General features: G+C 58.1%; 19 protein-coding genes. 12 read left to right on the top strand and 7 right to left on the bottom strand.

What is annotated here, in order from left to right; genetic code table 11:
- Nucleotides 1–27: 27 nt before the first annotated feature.
- Both OSH04_RS13630 and OSH04_RS13625 read left to right on the top strand, forming a co-directional pair.
- A complete protein-coding gene (locus OSH04_RS13630; protein WP_035268349.1) occupies nucleotides 28–1,407 on the top strand; it encodes an NCS2 family permease in 1,380 nt (459 codons plus the stop codon).
- A gap of 69 nt (nucleotides 1,408–1,476) precedes the next feature.
- Nucleotides 1,477–2,091, top strand: a complete 615-nt coding sequence (locus tag OSH04_RS13625; protein ID WP_035268864.1) for an HAD-IB family hydrolase — start codon at nucleotides 1,477–1,479, stop codon at nucleotides 2,089–2,091.
- Between the two features lie 201 nt (nucleotides 2,092–2,292).
- Here the strand turns inward: OSH04_RS13625 and OSH04_RS13620 are convergent, their stop codons facing one another.
- From OSH04_RS13620 to OSH04_RS13605, 4 genes are all read right to left on the bottom strand, one after another.
- Nucleotides 2,293–2,862: an HdeD family acid-resistance protein gene (locus tag OSH04_RS13620; protein WP_009460967.1), complete on the bottom strand. Its 570-nt coding sequence runs from the start codon at nucleotides 2,860–2,862 to the stop codon at nucleotides 2,293–2,295.
- A gap of 326 nt (nucleotides 2,863–3,188) precedes the next feature.
- Nucleotides 3,189–3,668: a copper chaperone PCu(A)C gene (locus OSH04_RS13615; RefSeq protein WP_266108677.1), complete on the bottom strand. Its 480-nt coding sequence runs from the start codon at nucleotides 3,666–3,668 to the stop codon at nucleotides 3,189–3,191.
- A gap of 20 nt (nucleotides 3,669–3,688) precedes the next feature.
- Nucleotides 3,689–4,306, bottom strand: coding sequence for an SCO family protein (locus tag OSH04_RS13610; RefSeq protein ID WP_026484718.1), 618 nt, complete (start codon nucleotides 4,304–4,306; stop codon nucleotides 3,689–3,691).
- A gap of 56 nt (nucleotides 4,307–4,362) precedes the next feature.
- Entirely contained in the window at nucleotides 4,363–4,779 is a 417-nt protein-coding gene (locus OSH04_RS13605; RefSeq protein WP_035268339.1) for a hypothetical protein, read from the bottom strand.
- An 82-nt stretch (nucleotides 4,780–4,861) separates the two neighbouring features.
- On the opposite strand from OSH04_RS13605, the gene OSH04_RS13600 reads away from it, so the two are divergent.
- Nucleotides 4,862–5,026, top strand: coding sequence for a hypothetical protein (locus OSH04_RS13600; protein ID WP_157664272.1), 165 nt, complete (start codon nucleotides 4,862–4,864; stop codon nucleotides 5,024–5,026).
- A 20-nt stretch (nucleotides 5,027–5,046) separates the two neighbouring features.
- Here the strand turns inward: OSH04_RS13600 and OSH04_RS13595 are convergent, their stop codons facing one another.
- A complete protein-coding gene (locus tag OSH04_RS13595; RefSeq protein WP_035268337.1) occupies nucleotides 5,047–6,753 on the bottom strand; it encodes an FMN-binding glutamate synthase family protein in 1,707 nt (568 codons plus the stop codon).
- A 374-nt stretch (nucleotides 6,754–7,127) separates the two neighbouring features.
- On the opposite strand from OSH04_RS13595, the gene OSH04_RS13590 reads away from it, so the two are divergent.
- The 3 genes from OSH04_RS13590 (at nucleotide 7,128) to OSH04_RS13580 (ending at nucleotide 10,160) form a co-directional block, all read left to right on the top strand.
- Nucleotides 7,128–9,041 (top strand): FUSC family protein, encoded by a 1,914-nt coding sequence (locus tag OSH04_RS13590; protein ID WP_266108675.1) that lies wholly within the window; start codon nucleotides 7,128–7,130, stop codon nucleotides 9,039–9,041.
- Nucleotides 9,041–9,505 carry a MarR family winged helix-turn-helix transcriptional regulator gene (locus OSH04_RS13585; protein WP_009460957.1) on the top strand — a complete coding sequence of 155 codons (465 nt, stop codon included), beginning with the start codon at nucleotides 9,041–9,043 and terminating at the stop codon, nucleotides 9,503–9,505. The genes OSH04_RS13590 and OSH04_RS13585 overlap by 1 nt, the downstream gene beginning before the upstream one ends.
- Before the next feature lie 124 nt (nucleotides 9,506–9,629).
- Nucleotides 9,630–10,160, top strand: a complete 531-nt coding sequence (locus OSH04_RS13580) for a CinA family protein (protein ID WP_026484714.1) — start codon at nucleotides 9,630–9,632, stop codon at nucleotides 10,158–10,160.
- A 34-nt stretch (nucleotides 10,161–10,194) separates the two neighbouring features.
- Here the strand turns inward: OSH04_RS13580 and acnA are convergent, their stop codons facing one another.
- Nucleotides 10,195–12,849 (bottom strand): aconitate hydratase AcnA, encoded by a 2,655-nt coding sequence (acnA, locus tag OSH04_RS13575; protein ID WP_115635035.1) that lies wholly within the window; start codon nucleotides 12,847–12,849, stop codon nucleotides 10,195–10,197.
- A 169-nt stretch (nucleotides 12,850–13,018) separates the two neighbouring features.
- Here acnA and OSH04_RS13570 point away from each other — a divergent pair, with 169 nt between their 5' ends.
- Both OSH04_RS13570 and OSH04_RS13565 read left to right on the top strand, forming a co-directional pair.
- Nucleotides 13,019–14,029 carry a GntR family transcriptional regulator gene (locus OSH04_RS13570; RefSeq protein ID WP_083053816.1) on the top strand — a complete coding sequence of 337 codons (1,011 nt, stop codon included), beginning with the start codon at nucleotides 13,019–13,021 and terminating at the stop codon, nucleotides 14,027–14,029.
- A gap of 4 nt (nucleotides 14,030–14,033) precedes the next feature.
- Nucleotides 14,034–15,194: a 2-methylaconitate cis-trans isomerase PrpF family protein gene (locus tag OSH04_RS13565; protein WP_266108674.1), complete on the top strand. Its 1,161-nt coding sequence runs from the start codon at nucleotides 14,034–14,036 to the stop codon at nucleotides 15,192–15,194.
- On the opposite strand, the gene OSH04_RS13560 is transcribed toward OSH04_RS13565, so the two are convergent.
- Entirely contained in the window at nucleotides 15,191–16,177 is a 987-nt protein-coding gene (locus OSH04_RS13560) for an AraC-like ligand-binding domain-containing protein (RefSeq protein WP_026484711.1), read from the bottom strand. The two genes, OSH04_RS13565 and OSH04_RS13560, sit on opposite strands and share 4 nt — an antisense overlap.
- 305 nt (nucleotides 16,178–16,482) lie before the next feature.
- Between OSH04_RS13560 and OSH04_RS13555 the strand changes: the two genes are divergently transcribed.
- From OSH04_RS13555 to OSH04_RS13540, 4 genes are read left to right on the top strand one after another with little or no spacing between them, the layout of a single operon-like run.
- A complete protein-coding gene (locus OSH04_RS13555; RefSeq protein ID WP_266108673.1) occupies nucleotides 16,483–17,664 on the top strand; it encodes an ABC transporter substrate-binding protein in 1,182 nt (393 codons plus the stop codon).
- A 38-nt stretch (nucleotides 17,665–17,702) separates the two neighbouring features.
- Complete coding sequence (locus tag OSH04_RS13550; RefSeq protein ID WP_035268328.1) at nucleotides 17,703–19,094, top strand: aromatic ring-hydroxylating dioxygenase subunit alpha; 1,392 nt, start codon at nucleotides 17,703–17,705, stop codon at nucleotides 19,092–19,094.
- A 32-nt stretch (nucleotides 19,095–19,126) separates the two neighbouring features.
- Entirely contained in the window at nucleotides 19,127–19,663 is a 537-nt protein-coding gene (locus OSH04_RS13545; protein WP_035268326.1) for an aromatic-ring-hydroxylating dioxygenase subunit beta, read from the top strand.
- The gene (locus OSH04_RS13540) at nucleotides 19,663–20,271 is read left to right on the top strand and encodes a cysteine hydrolase (protein WP_266108672.1); all 609 of its coding nucleotides are present in this window, start codon (nucleotides 19,663–19,665) and stop codon (nucleotides 20,269–20,271) included. Before OSH04_RS13545 ends, OSH04_RS13540 begins: the two co-directional genes overlap by 1 nt.
- Nucleotides 20,272–20,280: the final 9 nt, after the last annotated feature.

The raw sequence follows: 20,280 nt of genomic DNA, 5'->3' as shown, positions 1-20,280 counted from the left end.
CACAATACTGATAAAGGAGCATGAAGTATGGCTGAGCAAGAATCCGCATTGCGGCCAGGGCAGGAGGCCCTGGTCCCTCCGGTTGCTGGCGGTTGGTTGCAGAAACATTTTGCCTATACAGAGCGCGGCAGTTCTCTGCGTCAGGAGGTCTTGGCAGGGCTGACGACATTCCTGGCAATGGTTTATTCCGTATTTGTCGTACCGTCCATGCTGGGCAAGGCGGGCTTTGATACCTCGTCGGTCTTTGTGGCCGTGTGTCTGACCAGCGCTTTTGGCTCCCTGCTGATGGGGCTGTGGGCGAATCTGCCCATTGCGGTGGGCTGTGCCTTGTCCTTGACTGCGTTCTTGGCTTTTGACTTGGTGCTGGGTCAGCAACTCAGCCCGGCCGTCGCCCTGGGTGCCGTGTTCCTGATGGGCCTGATCTTTACCCTGATTTCCGCTACCGGGATTCGTACCTGGATTCTGCGCAATTTGCCCCTGGGCATCGCGCATGGCACGGGTATCGGAATTGGCCTGTTCTTGTTGATGATCGCTTCCAACGAGGTAGGTCTGGTGACCCGTAATACGGGCGCAGGTCTGCCGGTTGCCCTGGGGGACGTCACGTCCATGCCGGTTTGGCTGAGTGTGCTGGGTCTGGCAGCGATTTTTGGCCTGGAGCGCCGTCGTGTCACGGGCGGTATCTTGCTGGTGATCTTGGGTCTGTCGGCGGTAGGCCTGATCTTCGATCCCAATGTGCGCTTTACTGGCCTGTTTGCCATGCCTAGCTTGCTGGGCGAGAACTCCTTGATCGGTGCCATGGACATAGGCGGGGCCTTGAATGCGGTCGTCCTGCCCAGTGTGCTGGCTCTGGTGATGACAGCCGTGTTTGATGCGACCGGCACGATTCGTGCGGTAGCGGGCAATGCCGGGCAATTGGACAAGGATGGCCAGATCATCAATGGCAGCCGCGCCCTGACGACGGACTCGCTCAGCTCTTTGGTGTCTGCCAGCTTGGGGGCTTCGCCTGCCGCCGCCTACATTGAATCTGCTGCCGGCACAGCCGCCGGGGGACGTACCGGTCTGACCGCGGTGGTGGTTGGCCTGGGTTTCCTGATGCTGATCTTCTTGTCGCCTTTGGCCGGTCTGGTGCCTTCCTATGCGACTGCGCCTGCCTTGATGTATGTGGGCTTGCTGATGCTGGGCGGCGTGCGTCATCTGAATACCGAAGATACGGTCGACACCATGGCGGGTCTGGTGTGCGCCGTGTTTATCGTGCTGACCGTCAATATCGTCACAGGCATCATGCTGGGCTTTTGCACGCTGGTGCTGGGTCGCCTGTTCTCGGGTGAACTGCGTCGCCTGAATGTGGGCACGGTTCTGATTGCCATTGCCCTGGTTGTTTTCTACCTGGGTGGCTGGGCCTTATAAAGCAGGGCTTGGGAAGGGCTGGTGTTCCCCTTTACACTAGCCCTTTTTCTGAAAACCAAAGGGGTACCTGTGCTGGTCGCATTTGATTTTGATGGCACGATTACAGACCGGGACAGCTTGCAGGACTTCATACGTCGCATGCGAGGCTGGCCGGTCTGTATTCGTGCCTATTTAGCTTGCGTGCCTCGCGTCCTGGTCTGGGATCGCGGTCCGCAGCGTCGTCAGGCGATCAAGCATCGTTTTCTACGCAGTGCCTTGGGTGGCTTGAGCCGGGAGCAGGTTCAGGCTTTAGCCGACACCTATGTGCGGGACTATGTGCCGCAGATTGTCCGCCCGGAAATGATGGAACGAGTCCGTGCCCATCGAGAGCGGGGAGATACGGTGGTGCTGGTCAGTGCCTCGCCGTCCATTTATTTACAGCCCTGGGCGCAAGCACAGGGAATGGCTCAGGTGCTGGCGACAGAGTTGGCCTTTGATGATCAACAAGGTTGTGTGGGCATGGCCAGCGCCAATTGCTGGGGGCAGGAGAAGGTGAATCGCTTGCAGGCGTGGCTGGGCGATAAACCCGTGGAGCTGGATATGGCCTATGGTGATAGCCCCGGTGATGCGCAGATGCTGGCCCATACGCGTCAGCCCTGGCTGCGGGGAAGGGATGCCGCTCTGCCAGCGCTGGAAGTCCGATAGTCGATTGTAGGGTTTGCTCTGTACCGCTTTAGTTGCAGGCTTGGCAGCCTGGTGGCAGATCTACGGTCCAGGGCGGGAGATCAAGATAGCAAAATGCCCGACCAGAATCTGCTTCTGGTCGGGCATTTTTTCGGAGTGATTTGCAGTGATTTAGTCAGCGGAGATCAATCCCGACGCAGGGGTTTGATCCTGGCCGATGGTTCAGTTCTGATTGCGCTTGATTGCCATACCAATCAACAAGCTGGCCCAACCTTGGGTCAGCAAGTCAATACCCAGGATCAGGCCCAGAATCCATACGCTATTGCCGGGCCAGCCTGCCGCAATGATCAAACCGGCTGCCAGTGTAATCAGGCCGGAGAAAGCCATCCAGCCGCCGCCTGCCTGGGCCCGATTCTGGAACCAGATCCAGAGTCGGAATGCACCGGAGGCAATCAGGAAGGCGCCAAAAATCAGGGTCAGGACGGTGGCGCCTACCAAGGGGTTGCTGATGGCGATCAAACCGGCGAACAGGTACAAAATGCCGCTCAAGCTCCAGAACAGAAAGCCGCGCCAGCCTTTGGAACTCCATGCATGAGCCAGATGCAGCACGCCGCCTATGGTCATCAGGATGCCGACGTACACCACGCTGGCAACCGTGGCGCCAACCACGTAGATCAAGGCGATCAGACCCAGAATAATCAGGGCGATGCCCAGACCAATAAACCATCCTGGTTTCAAGGGCAGTTGACGTAGCAACTCAGAGCGATTGTTGTCATGTGGACTTAGAGCCATCTATGTACTCCTTGCAAGGTTAAACCGACGCTACGGTCTTAACTTTACTCCAGACCTGGGCAAGGGCCTAGTGATATGCAAAGAGCCTGCTGCAGAAACACGAAGGCCCTACCGTTGCGGTAGGGCCTATGGGCCGCTCTGGCGGCGGTGAACTGTCATGATGACAGTTTGGGAAAGCTGTGTTTCAGACAGCTTACTGACACTATGTCAGTGGTTTCAATGTACGTTAGCTAATCAAAACCAGCCAATTATGGAAAACCCGGAAGTCTGAAACAAAGCCCTTCAAACCGGTAAAACAGGCGGTTTGAAGGGGTGGGAACAGGGCCTTAGTGGCCGTGTGTGCCCTGGTGACCCTGGCCAGCCTTGGTGTTCAAGGCACGGACCGGAGCGCTGATTTTCAGCTCTTCCTTTTGACCGGCGGCATTCTGGATTTCCAGGGTGAGATCCACGGAACTGCCCGCCTCAACCTGTTTGTCCAGACCCAGCAGCATGATGTGGTAGCCGCCGGGTTTCAGTTCCACAGCCTTGCCAGCGGGCAGGTCGATCTTTTCAACCTGGCGCATGCGCATGACTTCGTTTTCCATCGCCATTTCGTGTACCTCTACCTGTTTGCTCAAGCTGCTGCTGGCGCCCAGCAATTGGGCGTTGTCGGTGGATTGCAGCACCATGAAGGCGCCGGTGGCTTGCTGGCCGGGAACCGTGGCGCGAACCCAGGGATCGGTAACGGTGACTTCGGCCTGGGCCAGGGTGGGCAGGCTCAGCAAGGCGGCCAGGGAAAAAAGAGAGCGAGCAATAGTACGTTTCATGTTGGTAATCCTGTTGGGGTTCACTTGCTCAGAGCCAGTACCTGGCGGATATCAGCCACGGCTTCTTCAGCCGTTTGCGTATGACGCAGGGCGATCTGCAACTTGCCTTGTGTGTCATACACATAGGTCAAGGCGCTGTGGTCCATGGTGTAGCTGGAGCCGGTAGGAACCTTTTGATAGAAGACTTTGAAGTCGCTGGCGGTTTTGGCCAGCTCTTCCTCGGTGGGGCGCAGGGCCACGAAACTGGGGTCGAAAGCCTGCATGTAGGCTTGCAGCAGTTCGGGCGTGTCGCGCTCCGGGTCAATGGAGATAAACAAGACTTGCAGCTTGTCGCCATCCTCGCCCAACTGTTCCTTGATGTCGACGGCACGAGTCAGGGCTGTCGGGCAGACGTCGGGGCATTGGGTAAAACCAAAGAAGATCAGCACGATCTTGCCGCGATAGTCGGCCATGGTGCGACGTTGGCCTTCGGTATCCAGCAAGCTGAAATCCTTGGCAAAGTCGGCACTGCTCATGTCTACACCTTCCAGATTACGAAAGGCGGGCTGCTTGGGGGCCTTGTCGCCGCAGGCGCTCAGGACCAGAGGAGTCGCCAGCATGGCAAGCAGGAGCTGGCGGCGTGAGAAGGAGGCGTTCATAGAAATATCCCGCTAATTGACAACATAAGGTGGCTGCGCCGGGCAGCCGAGGCTGGTCAGGAAACGAGCGTGGAGGGGGGACCGCGCGCACTCAGGGGCGGGCCCGTCAGGGGAAGAACGGGAGCCGCCGCCTGTTGGGCAGTGTCCCAGGTATGTCGTGGTGTAGGTGTCAGATTCCAGGCAGGGCTGGGATCATCATTCAGGGCTTTTTGCGCCTGGGCCTGGGCGAACAGACAGGCCGCATGCAGGCTGTGTTGCTCGTCGTGCTTTGGGCCACCAGGTAGCTGGCTGCTCCATTGCGCCAGGAAAGGGTCGCCCTGAACGCACAGGCTGAGCGCGGCTGCATTGGCCGGGTCGGCGCTGGGCATGTAGCCGTTGGGGATCAGACCACGCAAAAGCAGGGCGCAGATTGCCAGCACCAGTAAAAACCGGCTGCGAGTACCTGAGGTGGGGAATGCGCAGTGCCTGATCATGATCAGAGCATTCTAGTACAGATGGAAATCAGTTTGCCCAGATTCTGTGGCACAGTAGACGCCTGTCATCAAGGAGCTTGATATGCGACAGATTTATGGGGTGCTGAGCGCCTTGGTCATGGTGCTGGGGCTGGCGGCGTGTTCAACACCGGATCGCTCTGCAGACAGCAGCTGGAGTCGACCTTCCGGCGTTGAAATCTATGGGGAAATGGATGCAGGGGTAGGGACGGTGCGGCAGTCCCGCTAGGGAGACTGCCGCGTGCCGCGTCAGGCCAGGGCTTGGCCTGCGCTATCAGCTGCGTCCTGTTTTTTCATGATTTCCTCAGGATCAGCTTCATCATTCAAGTACGACAAGGCTTTGCTCAGGCTATAGGCCGGTTCAAAGGAGTCGGGGTTGGCCATAGGCCAGCCCACACGGAAAATCGTTTGACGATAGTGGCCGCGCAAGAGTTCGCCTTTTTTCAGATCCGGGAACAGAGCCGACATCACGCGCACTTCGCCGTTGCTGATACGGCGGGCAATATGGTGAGGACGTAGCTGGTCCGGATGTTCCAGGCCCGCCGCACCCAATAGTTCAGCCAGGGCTTTGAGCGTATTGCCATGGAAGCTGGCCACGCGCAGGGATTTGTCATCAACCACCAGGGCTTTTTGACGCTGCGGATCTTGTGTCGCCACGCCAGTGGGGCACTTGTCGGTATGACAGGCCTGGGCCTGAATGCAACCCACGGCAAACATGAAACCACGCGCGCTATTGCACCAGTCAGCACCCAGGGCCATGATGCGGGCCATATCAAAGGCGCTGATGATCTTGCCCGAGGCACCCAGGCGGATTTGTTCGCGCAAACCGATACCCACCAGCGTGTTATGAACCAGGCGCAGAGCCTCGCGCAAGGGGGTGCCGACGTGGTCAATGAACTCCACGGGGGAGGCACCGGTACCGCCTTCCGCACCATCGACCACAATAAAGTCTGGTGTGATACCTGTTTTCAGCATGGCTTTGGCAATGGCAAACCATTCCCAGGCATGTCCGATACAGAGTTTGAAGCCCACGGGCTTGCCACCGGACAAGGTACGCAGCTTGGCCACGAATTCCAGCAGCTCTACGGGAGAATGGAAAGCGCTGTGGCTGGGGGGCGAGTTACAGTCCACGCCTTCCGGCACACCGCGTGCCAGGGCAATTTCAGGCGAGACCTTGGTGCCGGGCAAGATGCCGCCGTGGCCAGGTTTGGCCCCTTGCGACAGCTTGATTTCAATCATTTTGATGTGATCCTGAGTGGCTCGTTCGGCAAAGCGTTCGGGAGAAAAGTTGCCTTGTTCATCGCGGCAACCAAAGTAGCCCGAGCCAATATTCCAGATCAGATCACCGCCATGACGCAGGTGATAGGTGCTGATGCCGCCTTCGCCCGTGTCATGCGCAAAATTGCCCATCTTGGCACCCTTGTTCAGGGCCAGGATGGCATTGGCCGACAGCGCCCCAAAACTCATGGCCGAAATATTCAGCACCGACAGCGAATAAGGCTGGGTACAGTCCGGCCCACCCACCGTGATACGGAACTGTGAGTCTTTGATGTGCTTGGGCGTCATGGAGTGGTTGATCCACTCGTACCCATTGTTGTAGACCTCCTGGTGAGTACCAAAAGGCTGCTTGTCGACCTGCTGTTTGGCGCGCTGGTACACCAGGGAGCGGTCCGCCCGCGAAAAAGGCAGTTGCTGCTCATCGCCTTCCAGAAAGTACTGGCGAATCTCAGGGCGTATGGCTTCAAAGATAAAGCGCAGATTGCCGATAACCGGGTAGTTGCGACGAATGGCGTGACGAGTTTGAGTGATGTCCACCAAGCCCTGAATGCACAGGGCCAGCCCTGGTATCGCCAGCCATAGCCAGCTTGCGCTTCTGAACAAGGAAAGCAGCAAGAAAAAGGCGGTCAGGCCAATGATGATGTAGAAGGCGGTGTAGCGTGTCAGCCACTTTTGCATAAAGACTCCTGCCAAGAAAACGGGGTGACGGGCAGGATTTCGGGTACCTGCCGGTCAGGCTGCCAACATCATAGAACGCTCCCGTACGGTTTGACCATGCCTGGATGGCGATAGTTTATGAAAACTAACAAACAACCATGGAGTGGCTGAAAAAGGGCGGGGCAGGGCGCAAATTGTTTAGCTTTGAAAGGCGTGATGGAAACCAGGGAGGCTGTTGCGGTGCAGCATGAAACAGCGTGTTCCGCCTTGAAGCTTATGTCTGGCGGGCAGGGCCGGAGCTGCCATAAACACGATATTCAGCTAGCTGTAATTGAATAGGTAGGTAAGCTATCTATATAATCATGCTTTAGCCTTTGTTTTGTCTCCTGTCTTTTATGCTCCCCTCATTTTCCTGGATCCAGCTGGATCGACCTGCGCTCCTGCATGGCCTGAATTTGGCCTTGGCAGCGTGGCTGTCGTTCACCATCGCTGTTCTGCTTTCCGTTGATAACCCGTTTTGGGCTGCCATGCCGGTGTGGGTGCTGTCGCAAGCGTATCGGGGGCTGGTGTACGAGCGGGCTTTGTGGCGGATTTTGGGAACGTTGGTGGGGGCCGGTTTGGGATTGGCGTTCCTGCACTTGCCCAATCCTTATCTGCAATTGCTGGGGATGGCCCTGGTGGTGGGGGTGGCCTCGGCCTTGACCCATGTGTTTCGGGGCGCTTTTTCTTACTTGCCCATGCTGGCGGGGATCACGATTGGCGTGGTGGTCTTGCCCTCGGTGCTGGCTCCGGAGGCGTCACTGGATTTGGCCTTGTCGCGAGTGGAGTGCACGCTGATCGGGGTCGTGGTCACCACCTTGCTGTGCTCGCGGACAACGCCGCGCAGTCAGCGCAAAACGTATTACGAGCGCGTACGTGTCCTGGCGGCGGATGCCTTGCGCATCGCTGCTCATGCTTTGGGGCCGTCTTATCAGCAGCCGGATCAAAGCTCGTGGAGCCGTGTTCGCCAGGAGATTGTGGATCTGGATGCCCAAGCCCGTATTCTGGCGGCAGGCTCTCTGGATGCTTATCGACGCCTGCCTTATGTGGATGCGTTTCTGTACGCCGTGATTGAGCTTTTGGCCGCCAGCGCGCTGATTGTCCAGCAAAGGGAGCAGGGCCTCTCGCCTGCCGCGGATTATGCACGCGACTTGCAGGAACAGGCACAACGCTTGCAGGACGGTCTGAGTTTGCGGGTGCTGGGCAAGACAGCCTTGCGGCAAGAGGGGCAGATCAGTCTGGCGCGCTTGCGCCGTGCAATGGGTCAAATACAAAGGGCGGAGCAGGGGTTGTTCGCTGAACGGGTGCAGCCCAGACGGCACCGTTTTCTGACGACGCCTGCTGTTTCGGTGGATTGGCCCTTGGCAATCCGCACAGGCCTGGTCAGTGGCCTGGCTGCTTTCACTGCAGGTGGTATCGCTTACGCTTTGGCCAGCCCCGCGCTGGAGTTGATGGCGATTGGGGTGTGTACGTTCTCCATTATTTTGGGCTCCATGCCGCGTCCGCAACTGATGAGCCGAACCATGTTTACCGGGATTGCCGTGGGCGTGCTGGTAGCCAGCTTTTATCGCTATTTCGTCCAGGTACACCTGGTTGCGGACTGGCAGGTCATTCTGTCCGTGCTTCCTTTTTTGGTGATCGGCGGTTTGTTACGTGCCAACCGTCCTACGTCGACCTGGGCATTGGACGCGAATATGTGTTTCCAGCTGGCCAGTCAGGCCGGGATGGCGGCGGTTACTTGGCCCATCATCTTGAAGGAGTCCTTGCCTTTGCTGGCGGGCTCCGCGATCGTGTGCAGTGCTTTCTTTCTTTTGCCTCGCCGGACTCATCCTCGTGGCCAAGCCTTGGTCAGACGTGTGGTGCGCGAACTGTATCCCTTGATCAAGCGTTCGCGCCCACGCCTGTTCCGGGTCTGGCGTGCGCGGGTAGCGCGTCAATGGGTGCGTCTCTGGCACTGGATGGGCGAGCAGACCCCTCATGGTTTGCTGTCCTTGATCAACCTGGGCCATGGCGTGGTCGCGCTGAAGCGGCTGGCCAAACGCGGACCGGAGCAGCAAGCCTGTGTGGAGCTGGTCTGTGAGTTGCTGGAAGGGTTTGAGCATCAGCCCGTGGAGTTGGCCCAGCAATTGCTGCGTATCAGCCAATCCTGTACCGACACAGTATTGAGGCAGGCGATCATGGATGTGGCGCAGTCCTTGCAGGGGGCGCAAGCGGTTCTGGTTTATGCTTACCCGCCTGATGCTACGCCGCGCGCTGTGGAGACTTCCTGATGAATCACCAACTTTATGAACGATTTGGCCTGTCCATGATTGTGCTGGCGCGCCTGTATCGTCGTGAACTGGATCAGACGCTGGTGCGTTATGGCGTGTCCGAGGCCACCATCCTGCCGATTCGCTATCTGGCCCAGTTGGGGGAACCCATACGGCAAGGGCAGTTGGCACGCATGATGCGTCTGGAAGGCCCCACCCTGGTGCGCCTGATCGACCAGTTGGAGTCTGGCGGTTTGCTGGAGCGTGTGCCCGACGAGCAGGACAAGCGCGCTCGCCTGTTGTGTCTGACTGAAAAAGGGCGGGACTTTCACGAACGCCTGCTGGAATTGCTGCGCCAATCCCGTGCTCCCCTGTTTGAAGGGATTGCGGACGCAGATATAGAAGCGGCCTTGCGTTGTTTTGACGCGCTGGCCAGCAATCTGGGGCTGGAAGCAACGGATATGTCCAGCCTGTTCGGGGATTGATCAAGTTCCTGGGCGGCGTAAGCGCATGTTCCAGATGGTGAGCAGAAAGCAGGAGCTGGTTTCCTGCTTTTTTACTTTATGGTTGAATAAACCGTCCTTGTTTCAGCAATAAGGAGGGTATGCCATGAACGATGTAGATCTTGCACGCTTGGTCAAAATCATGACCGAGGCCCAGCTGACGCTGGCAACCGCAGAATCCTGCACGGCAGGGTTGATTGCGTCCACGCTGGCTGACCAAGCGGGGGCGGCAGCTGTACTGGACTGTGCTTTTGTGACGTATTCTCCGCAGGCCAAGTATCGCTGCCTGGGCGTCGATCAGCGGGTGCTGGCGGAAAACAATCTGTGCAGTGAGGCAGTGGCGCGGGCCATGGCCAAAGGAGCCGCGGAATTGACCCCGGCCAATTTGATCATTGCCAATACGGGGGTGGCTGACGATATTGCGGAGCCGCAGATTCCGGCCGGCACGCAATGTTTTGCCTGGCTGTTCAAGCCACAGGATAAATTTGATCCTTTGGTCGTCTATACGGAAACGATTGTTTTCGATGGCACGCGGGATGAAATCCGCCAGCAAAGTGCGAATCATGCCTTGCTGCGCATCGAGCATTGGTTGCGGCTGGTTAAACAAGAACGCCAGGGTGTGACCCCTGGCGTTTGATACCGCTAACTGGACAAGCTAAGCCTGTAAAGGCTTAGTTTTCCAGGTATTTGCGCCAGACGCGTGGCAGGATACCGCCATGACGCCAGTACTCCATGTCCTCGACCGTATCCAGACGCACAATCACCGGCACGGACTGGGTGCTGCCATCCAGACGGTGGATGATCAGTTCGGCTTGTGAACGCACACCCAGGTTTTCTTCCAGGCCCTTCACATCAAAGGTTTCGGTGCCGTCCAGACCCAGGGTGTCGGCATTGGTGCCGTCCTGGAACTGCAAGGGCAGCACACCCATACCGACCAGGTTGGTGCGGTGGATACGCTCGAAACCTTCGGCAACCACCGCCTTCACGCCCAGCAGAGCAGGGCCTTTTGCGGCGGAGTCGCGGGAAGAACCGCAACCGTAGTTCTTGCCAGCAATCACCAGCAAGGGAACCTGACGTTCCTGATAGGTCTGGGCCGCTTCAAAAATACGCATCACTTCGCCTTCCGGCATCACCTTGGTGACGCCGCCTTCCACGCCGGGAACAATCTTGTTGCGCAGACGGATGTTGGCGAAGGTCGCACGTTTGACCACTTCGTGATTGGCACGGCGCGTGGTGTAGTTGTTGAAGTCTTTTTGCTCCACACCCTTGGACAGCAGGAAGTCAGCAGCAGGCGTACCCAGGCTGATCGAACCCGATGGCGAGATGTGGTCGGTGGTGATGGAGTCACCCAGAATCGCCAGCGGACGCATGCCGCGCAGGTTGGCCACGGGAGCCGGTTCGCGCTGCAAGCCGTCAAAGTAAGGCGGTTTGCGGATGTAGGTGCTGTCGGCTTCCCATGGGTAGTGGCCACCATTGCTTTCGCGGGCCAGGGCATCCCAGGGTTCGCCACCGTCGTACAGCTCGGCATAGCGTTCGATGAACAGGTCGCGGTCGTACGCGCCGTGGATGGCTTCCTGAACTTCTGCCGATTTGGGCCAGATGTCGCTCAGGTAGACGTCTTTGCCGTCCTGATCCTTGCCCAGCGGGTCGCGGGTCAGGTCTACATTCAGGTTGCCGGCCAGGGCGTAGGCCACAACCAGGGCGGGCGATGCCAGGTAAGCAGCGCGCACGTTGGCGTGGATACGGCCTTCAAAGTTACGGTTGCCCGACAGTACGGCGGTGGCAATCAGCTTTTCGGATTCAATCGCGTTGACGATATTGGCAGGCAGTGGGCCCGAGCCACCGTTACACGTGGTGCAACCAAAGCCGGCAATGTTAAAGCCCAGCACGTCCAGGTCGTCTTGCAGTTGAGCGCGCTCCAACACGTCAGCTGTTACTTGGCTGCCAGGCACCAGCGAGGTCTTGACCCAGGGCTTGCTGCGTAAACCACGAGCCACGGCGTTACGGGCCAGCAGGCCGGCGGCCATCATATTGGCGGGGTTAGCGGTATTGGTACAGGAAGTAATGGCGGCAATGACCACATCGCCATCATTCAGCACAAAGTCCTCGCCTTCCACGGGTACGGCACGTTGCGGGTCGTAAGGACGGCCAGCAATTTTCTGGTGATGGGCGGGGAAGGACTGGGCTGCGGTGTCCAGATCCAGGTGATCTTCAGGATTGCTGGGGCCAGCCAGGCTAGGCTTGATGCTGCTCAGGTCCAGTTTCAACACGGTGTCGTAAACAGGAGCGGGAGCGGCCGGGTCGCGCCACAGTTTTTGAACCTTGCTGTATTGCTCGACCAGATCAATCTGTTCTTGTGGACGGCCTGTCATGTGCATGTAGTGCAGGGCAGCGTCGTCGATGGGGAAGAACACCGCGGTTGCGCCGTACTCTGGTGCCATATTGGCGATCATGCCACGGTCGCCCAGGGACAGCTCGTCCACGCTGGGGCCAAAGAATTCGACAAACTTGCCCACCACGCCCAGTTCGCGCAGTTTTTGCGTAATGACCAGAACCAGGTCGGTAGGCAGCACGCCGTCATTGAGCTTGCCAGTCAGCTCGATACCCACCACGGCAGGCAGGGCGATGGCGACGGGCAGGCCTACCATCACGGCTTCGGCTTCAATACCTCCGACACCCCAGCCCAGAATGCCCAGGCCGTTAACCATAGGCGTGTGGCTGTCGGTCCCGACACAGCTGTCGGGGTAGACCAGATCCACGTCCTTGCCTTCTTCGGTCCATACAACCTGACCAATATGCTCGATGTGCAATTGGTGCATGATGCCTTTGCCAGGTGGCACCACTTTCACGCCGTCAAAGTTGCTGGAACACCAGCGCAGGAAGGCAAAGCGCTCGCCGTTACGTTGGTATTCACGTGCCAGGTTGATGTCGGCTGCCTTGGGGTTGGCCCAGCTGTCCACTTGCAGGGAGTGGTCAATAATCACGTCGATAGGGACTTGAGGGCGCACGCGGCTGGCGTCGCCACCGGCTGCTTGTACGCCTTCGCGCAAGGCGGCCATGTCCAGCAGCATCACCAAACCCAGAATGTCCTGACCAAAGACGCGGGCAGGGTAGAAGGTGATGCCGTCGCCCACCTTGCGCTGGAGCAGGGAGTCAATTTCCTGATCCACGTCGGCGTGACGCACGGCCTTTTGACGACAGAGGTTTTCCAGCAGAACGCGCAGCGAGTACGGCAGCTTTTCAATACCGGGGATGTCGGCGATAGGAACGTAACGTACGGAACGTCCGTTCAGGGACAGCGTTTCTAGGGCAAGAGACTGAGACATGGCAAACGATTCATCCGTAATAAGAAGCCAGGAAAGCGGGGCCAACCTGAGCAAGAATAATCAATAAAATTATGCGTCTGGAGCCTTGATAAAACAATTAAATTGTATTTTGTTTGTATATAATACAATAAAACGATCCAGGATCGCTTCGATTTTTAGGAATGTCGGCATGAAAAGCCAATCCAATTCTTTGCATGTCACCTTGGCGCATCGCCTGCTGGACTACGTGCGAGCAGGGCATTTGCAGGCCGGGCATCATTTGACGGAACAATCGCTGGCCGAAGCGCTGGGTGCGTCGCGCTCGCCCATACGCGGCGCACTGGCCTATCTGGCGGAAAAAGGCATTGTGGGCGCGCAGCCGCCCCGGCGCGGCCTGTATCTGTTGAAAGGAGCCGACCAGCTTGGTGTGATCGAAGAAGAGTTGGGCACCAGCCAGGACGACCAGATCTACTTGCAACTGGCCCGCGACAAGCTCTCGGGCATTTGGGGTGACACCTTGTCAGAAAACGACGCCATGCGTCGATACGGCCTGACGCGCGAGCGTGTGCGCCGCATTCTGGCTCGTGCCGCCAATGAAGGCTGGATGGAGCAACGCGCCAGCAAGGGCTGGTCTTTTCTGCCCATGATTGACGGCCCCCAGGCCTGCGAAGAAAGCTATACCTTGCGCCAGATGCTGGAACCCGCTGCCATGCTGCTGCCGGGCTTCGCCATTGACTCCACTGTCTTGCGCCGGGTGCGTTTGCAGCAGCAGGCCTTGGCCGACGGGGGCTGGCGTCATGCCGGACACGCGGAAATGTATCAGGCCAATGCCACCTTCCATGAAGCCTTGGCCTCCTTGTCCGGTAACCGCTTTATCGCCCAGACCGTGACACGCCAGAACCAGTTGCGGCGCTTGCTGGAATATCAGGAAACCCTGGATCGGGAACGTATTCGTCGCCAATGCCTGGAGCATCTGGCAATTCTGGATTTGCTGGAAAAGGGCGAACGCGCTCAGGCCTCCGCCCTGCTGGCCCGCCATCTGGGCAATGCCAGTGAAGAGAAAGTACAGCAGCTGGAGCGGCAGCAGCAGCAACGCAGCAGCCAGCCCGGCGCTTTTAGTGAATCGATGGTCTCTCACGCCGAACCCATGGAGGAGACGGCGCAATTTTCTTTAATGGCGCAAGCCAAGAACCAGGAATAACGTGATGAAGCAAAAACCCCTTCCCGCCGTGTTCATGCGTGGTGGCACCAGCAAAGCCTTGATGCTCAATATTGCAGACCTGCCTGCCGAGCGCGACGACTGGACGCCTCTGTTTTCCGCTGCCATGGGTACGCCGGACCCTTATGGTCGCCAACTGGACGGCATGGGCGGTGGTGTTTCTTCCTTGTCCAAGGTTTGTATTATCGGCCCGTCCAGCCATCCGGACGCGGACGTGGACTATACCTTTGCGCAAGTAGCCATCAAGGAAGAGAAGGTGGATTACCGTGGCAACTGCGGCAATATGAGCTCGGCCGTCGGCCCTTACGCAGTAGAGCAGGGCATGGTCAAGGTTGAGGATGGCGAAGCGTGCGTACGCATTCTGAATACCAACACCAACAAGATCATTCACGCCCACTTCACGGTTGAAGATGGTCAGCCCCGGTACGACGGTGATCTGTCCATTCCCGGCGTAGGCGGCACGGGCTCGCCTATCCGTCTGGACTTTGTGGAACCTGGTGGTGCCTCTACTGGTTCCTTGCTGCCTAGCGGTGAATTGACCGAGTGGCTGGATGTGCCTGGCGTAGGCCGTATCGAGGTGTCGCTGGTGGACGCGGCCAACGCAGCGGTGTTTGTACGCGCGGCTGATGTAGGCCTGACCGGTCTGGAATTGCCCGACTGGCTGGAAGCTCACCCTGAAGTGCTGGAGCGTCTGGACGCAATTCGTGTGCAGGCGTCGGTACGCATGGGCATTGCTCCCGATGTGGAAGCCGCACGTCAGATTCGCATCGTGCCCTTTGTTTGCATCGTGTCGCCGGCTCAGGACAACCCGACTTTGTCTGGCGACGTGGTTCCTGCCAAAGAGATTGATCTGGTTGCCCGCGTGATTTCCAATGGCCAGCCGCACCGCGCCTTGCCCTTGACGATCTCGCTGTGCACCGCTGTGGCTGCTCGTTTGACGGGCAGCCTGCCTTCGCAATGTCTGTCTGACTCGGTTGCCCCTCAAGGTCCACTGCGTCTGGGCATGCCTTCCGGTGTGTTGACAGTGGGCGCGGAAGTGGAAAAGAAAGACGGCCAGTGGTTTGCCAAGGCCGGTTCTTTCTATCGTACGGCGCGTCGCCTGTTTGATGGCCGTGTGTGGGTTCCTGGCAAAGCCTTGAAGGACTAATCCACGATACGCAAGTCCTGCGAGGGTGAACGCCCGAAGCGGGACTTGTAGTCTGCACAGAAGCGGCCGAAATGGTTGAAGCCGCAGCGCAAGGCAATCTCGCTGACCTGGGTACCCGGCACGGCATGACGAATGGCTTGCTGGGCCGCTTCCAGACGAATCTGTTTCAAGAACTGCATGGGGCTCAACCCCCGTTCGTTGCGAAAGGCCAAGGTCAGGCTGCGCACACTGGCGCAGGCCGCGGTGGCAATCTGCTCCAGCGTCAGGGCCTCGTCCAGGCTGGCCCGCATGAAATCCTCCGCTCTTTGTACCCGGCGTGAACTGGCCGGGCGCACGCTTTGCTGCAATTGCTGGCTGTAGTTACCCGGCTGGGTATGAAACAGATGCAGCAAAAGATTGTCCTCGGCCTGACGCGACCACTGGTCCATTTCGGGCGGCAAATGCCCACCGTAAGCCAGCAAGCTGCCAATCTGGTGCTGCCAGGCGCAGCCGTGCGGCGAATCCAGAGACATGCCAGCGGCAAATTCAATGGGCCGATCCAGGCTCAAGCCCAAGGTCTGACGGGCCACTTCTTCCAGCCTGTGGCGTGGAATCTTCACTAAAAACTGTTCACAGCCCTGTTCCCAATCCAGTTCAACCTGCAGGGAAGGGGAGATCACGCTGGCGATTTTGGGGTTGGCCTGGACGTACTCCCGACCAACCCGAATACAGGAGCGTCCCTGTATAGGCACCTGAAATAGCAGGAAATCCTCCAGAATCCCCGGCGACACCTGCACCGCCGCGCCATATTTCAGCAAGACAAAGGAAAAGCTGTGGCTGCTGGCATAGCGCAGGGAAGCATCGACCGGGCCGTCATTCCAGGTCAAGCGGTGCTCGGTTAAAAAACCGGCCGTCTCGCTGCGTGTCTGGTCCGGGCAGCGCGATTCAAAGCGCGGCGCACTGTGTTGCAAGGGGGCCAGCCCTGACATAAACCACGCTTGCATGATGTGTGTCTCCAAATTTTTGCCGGTTCGGGATAAGGCTTGCCATATCTGGATAGCCGCCCATTCTGCGCCGGTCTAATGTATTTCAAACCTAAAACAGTAGTCCTGTCCCGGCACCTTAGCAGATTGGGATACGACTGGGAATTGCTGTATTCACGTAGTCCCTTGGGCCCGTCTTTTCTGGCTTGCAGGACAAGCGCCGCAAAAATCACGGGCGTCAGTGGTACACAGCTTCCGGCGTATTGGGGGTGGTCCAAGGCAGAACTAAAGTCCAGTTTTTTGAAAGACAGAGGACGGAGACAAACATGAAAAAACAAGTGGCGTTCTGTATGAGCACGCTGGCCTTGGCCCTGGCCTGTAGCCCGGCATCCAGTCAGGAAGTATTCAAGGTGGGGCTGCTAACCACCTTGTCTGGCCCTGGTGCAGCCATTGGCGCAGAAATCCGTGATGGTTTCGAGCTGGGCTTGAACCACTCGGGTGGCAAGCTCGGCGGTGTGGATGTGGCCTTGACGGTGCTGGATGATCAGCAAAAACCAATGGAAGGCCGCCAGGCGGTGGACCGTCTGGTCAAGCGTGACAAGGTCGATGTGATTACCGGCATGGCTTTCTCCAATGTGCTGCTGCCCGTGATGCCGACGATTTTGAACAGTGACACGGTCTACATTTCCGCCAACACCGGCCCGGCCGATTACGCGGGCGAACGTTGTCACCCCAATTTCTTCAGCGTGTCCTGGCAGAACGAGGATATTCCCGCTGCCATGGGCAAGTACGTGACCGATCAGGCGCACAAGAAAGTCTATTTGATTGCCCCCAACTACCCCGGTGGTCGCGAGTCCATTGAAGGCTTCAAGCGTCTGTTCAAGGGCGAGATTGCCGACGAAGTGTATGTGAAGGTCGGCCAGATGGATTACGCCGCCGAGCTGGCACAAATGCGAGCTTCGGGTGCGGATGCCGTGTTTTTCTTCCTGCCTGGCGGAATGGGCGTGTCTTTTATCAAGCAGCTGATCAACTCGGGCCTGTCCACGCAACTGGCGGTGTATACCCCCGGCTTCTCGGCTGATCAGGACACGATTGCCGCGATTGGCGAGTCCATGAAGGGCATGGCGAATGCCGCCCAGTGGTCGCCGGATCTGGATAACCCGGTCAACAAACGCTTTGTGGCGGATTTTGAAAAGACCTACGGTCGCCTGCCTTCCATGTACGCCTCCCAGGGCTACGACGCCGCCTTGTTGCTGGATGGTGCACTGAAGGCTGACCCCAAGGCCGCTACCGACCGCGCAGCCCTGCGTAAAGCCTTGCGCAGTGCACCGTTCGAGTCTGTACGCGGCGCCTTTGCCTTTAACAACAACCAGTATCCGGTGCAGACCTACTACATGCGTGAAGTGGCCCCGAATGACAAGGGCCAGATGAGCAACAAGATTGTGTCCACCGTATTCGAGCAGTTCCAGGATCATTTTGCACCGCAGTGCAAGATGGAAAAGTCATAAAGAGGGTGCGTCAAGCATCCGGCAGCAAGGAGGTAATGATGAGCTATAGCAACGAACAGCTGTCCGCATTGGTGCGGGGAGACAGCGTACATAAATCGGTCTATACCGACCCCGAGATCTTCCGTCTGGAGATGGAACGCATTTATGGCCGTGCCTGGATCTACATCGGCCACGACAGCCAGGTGCCTAATCCCGGCGATTACCACACCACCTTGTTGGGCGGCCAGGACGTCATCATGGTGCGCGGCAGCGACAAGAAGGTGTACGTGCTCTACAACCGTTGCCCGCACAAGGGTGCGAAAGTAGTGGCCGATGGCTGTGGCAACGCGGGCAAGTTCTTTCGCTGTCCTTACCACGCCTGGACGTTCAAGCTGGACGGTCAGCATCTGGCCGCTCCGATGAAAAACGGCCTGGAAAACACCTGTTTTGATCCCAAGCACCCGGACTTCTCCATGCGCCGTGTGGCTCGTGTGGAAAGCTACCGTGGTTTTGTTTTTGCCTGTCAAAGCGCCCACGGCCCGGACCTGAAAGAGTTTTTGGGTCCCATCATCACCTCCATCGACAATCTGTGCGATCGCTCGCCCGTGGGTGAAGTGGAAGTGGCCGGTGGCAGCTTCAAAGTCTGGCAGCCTTCCAACTGGAAGGTGTTCTACGAGAACCTGCACGACACCATGCACGCCAACGTGACGCACGAGTCGTCCTACGTGGCAGCCCGCGAGCAGGCCGAAGATTACGGCTCCATGCCGCTGGAACTGCACATCATGGACGGTAACGGCGAGCCCTACGGTTTCTGGGAAAAGCTGGACCTGTATGCCTTTGATAACGGCCACGGCTATATGGAAGGGATTTTCAATCCAGGTGCCATCGAAACCGACCCGATCACCAAGGCGCACTACGAAACGCTGAAAGAAGCCTACGGTGAAGAAAAAGCCTTGAACATTCTGGGCGAGAACCGTCACAACAGCATTATTTACGGCAGTGGCTCGCCCCACACCGTATTCCAGCAGTTCCGTGTGATTCGCCCGGTGGCGGTGGACCGCACCCACGTGGAAATTCAGTTGTTCCGCCTGAAGGGCGCACCGGACGATATTTACAAGCGCGGCCTGATGTACGCCAACCTGATCAACTCGCCGTCGTCCAACGTGATGCCGGACGATATCGAAGTCTATGGCCGCTGTCAGGAAGGTAACCAGACCAATGGCGGAGACTGGATCAGCATGCACCGCTATGACGGCACCGACAAGCCTATCGAAGGCGGTATGGTCGCCACCAACGGCACCAGCGAATTGCCCATGCGCAATCAGTTCCGCGCCTGGAAGCATTTCATGACTACCAGTCTGTACGACGCGCCTGCGCAGTCGGAAGACAGTGGTAAAGCCACGGTGCGTTCGGCTTCTGGTGAGCCCATCGCCCCCGCAACACAGGCTTAAGCGGGCTGCTGTCCGAGCCAAGGAGAATTCTTATGTTGTTTGATATTGATTTTGACGTCAGCGTGGATCAGGTCACGCCTGTGAACCTGAGCCTGGAAGCCATCCGTGAAGTGGAGCAGTTCATCTATCACGAAGCTCGTTTGCTGGACGAGCGTCGCTGGCAAGCATGGCTGGATCTGTGGACTGAGGAGGGCATGTACTGGATTCCTCACAGCTACGATCAGGAAAGCCCTTACGAGCACATTTCCCTGTGCTGGGAAAACAAGCTGCTGCGTGAACTGCGTATCCGTCGTCTGGAAAACCACCGCAACTGGTCCCAGCAGCCAATTACGCAATCCTGCCGTGTGCTGGGCAATGTGATGATTGATGGCACTGATCCGGAAGGCTATCTGGTGGTGCGTTCCAGCTTCCACTCCATGGAGTGGCGTGGCAAGGATCCGGTCTACCGTGTGGGCAGCCTGATTCACAAGCTGCAGGCCCAGGAGGGCGGTGGCTGGAAACTGCGCATGAAGCAGGTGAACCTGGTGGATCGTGACGCGGTTCACGGCGCTATTCAGGTGTACATCTAATGTCGGCAGCCCATCACACAGCCTTGCTGGCCCTGCATTATCAAAACGACGTCCTGCACGCCGATGGCCTGATCCGCGTGGGAGTAGAGGCCAATAGCCCCCAGCGTCAGGCCTTGATCGAGGCCGCAGGCCGTTTGCTGGCGCAGGCCCGCGCACAGGGCGTGCCCATTGTGCATGTGCGGGTGGGCTATCGGCCTGACTATGCCGACCTGCTGTGCAATGCGCCGATTCTGCACAATGTGAAACGAATCGGTGCCATGCAGACTGGCAGCTGGGGAGCCCAGTTCTTTGACGGGCTGGCTCCCTTGCCTGACGAGTTTGAAGTCCACCACACGCGTATCAACGCTTTCTTTGGCTCTGCGCTGGAACCGGTTGTACGTCGCTTGGGCGTGGAGCGCCTGGTGATAGCCGGTGTGGCCACCCATTCTGTGGTGGAAAGCACGGTGCGTCACGCAGTGGATATGGGCTATGAAGTGGCGGTGGTGGCCAGCGCTTGCGGTGCTCCACCGGCCACACATGAAGCCTCCCTGGCCAGCATGAGCCTGATTGCTCATATTGTTCGGGATGAGGATTGGGCGACGGTTTTCGGCGCACCACAAGCACAGTAGGAGAAGCGC

Origin of the sequence: Alcaligenes nematophilus, from assembly GCF_026344155.1 — a bacterium.
GTDB lineage: Bacteria > Pseudomonadota > Gammaproteobacteria > Burkholderiales > Burkholderiaceae_B > Alcaligenes > Alcaligenes phenolicus.
The sequence above is the reverse complement of the archived record's forward strand: the minus strand, read 5'-3'. Positions and strand labels throughout refer to the sequence as shown.

Bases quoted from the DNA above. Each gene is read 5' to 3' on its own strand.
- OSH04_RS13610 (WP_026484718.1), bottom strand. From the start codon at position 4,306: ATGAACGCCTCCTTCTCACGCCGCCAGCTCCTGCTTGCCATGCTGGCG.
- OSH04_RS13600 (WP_157664272.1), top strand. From the start codon at position 4,862: ATGCGACAGATTTATGGGGTGCTGAGCGCCTTGGTCATGGTGCTGGGG.
- OSH04_RS13540 (WP_266108672.1), top strand. From the start codon at position 19,663: ATGTCGGCAGCCCATCACACAGCCTTGCTGGCCCTGCATTATCAAAAC.
- OSH04_RS13580 (WP_026484714.1), top strand. From the start codon at position 9,630: ATGAACGATGTAGATCTTGCACGCTTGGTCAAAATCATGACCGAGGCC.
- OSH04_RS13595 (WP_035268337.1), bottom strand. From the start codon at position 6,753: ATGCAAAAGTGGCTGACACGCTACACCGCCTTCTACATCATCATTGGC.
- OSH04_RS13570 (WP_083053816.1), top strand. From the start codon at position 13,019: ATGAAAAGCCAATCCAATTCTTTGCATGTCACCTTGGCGCATCGCCTG.
- OSH04_RS13585 (WP_009460957.1), top strand. From the start codon at position 9,041: ATGAATCACCAACTTTATGAACGATTTGGCCTGTCCATGATTGTGCTG.
- OSH04_RS13605 (WP_035268339.1), bottom strand. From the start codon at position 4,779: ATGATCAGGCACTGCGCATTCCCCACCTCAGGTACTCGCAGCCGGTTT.
- OSH04_RS13620 (WP_009460967.1), bottom strand. From the start codon at position 2,862: ATGGCTCTAAGTCCACATGACAACAATCGCTCTGAGTTGCTACGTCAA.
- OSH04_RS13560 (WP_026484711.1), bottom strand. From the start codon at position 16,177: ATGCAAGCGTGGTTTATGTCAGGGCTGGCCCCCTTGCAACACAGTGCG.
- acnA (WP_115635035.1), bottom strand. From the start codon at position 12,849: ATGTCTCAGTCTCTTGCCCTAGAAACGCTGTCCCTGAACGGACGTTCC.
- OSH04_RS13615 (WP_266108677.1), bottom strand. From the start codon at position 3,668: ATGAAACGTACTATTGCTCGCTCTCTTTTTTCCCTGGCCGCCTTGCTG.
- OSH04_RS13630 (WP_035268349.1), top strand. From the start codon at position 28: ATGGCTGAGCAAGAATCCGCATTGCGGCCAGGGCAGGAGGCCCTGGTC.
- OSH04_RS13545 (WP_035268326.1), top strand. From the start codon at position 19,127: ATGTTGTTTGATATTGATTTTGACGTCAGCGTGGATCAGGTCACGCCT.
- OSH04_RS13565 (WP_266108674.1), top strand. From the start codon at position 14,034: ATGAAGCAAAAACCCCTTCCCGCCGTGTTCATGCGTGGTGGCACCAGC.
- OSH04_RS13590 (WP_266108675.1), top strand. From the start codon at position 7,128: ATGCTCCCCTCATTTTCCTGGATCCAGCTGGATCGACCTGCGCTCCTG.
- OSH04_RS13555 (WP_266108673.1), top strand. From the start codon at position 16,483: ATGAAAAAACAAGTGGCGTTCTGTATGAGCACGCTGGCCTTGGCCCTG.
- OSH04_RS13550 (WP_035268328.1), top strand. From the start codon at position 17,703: ATGAGCTATAGCAACGAACAGCTGTCCGCATTGGTGCGGGGAGACAGC.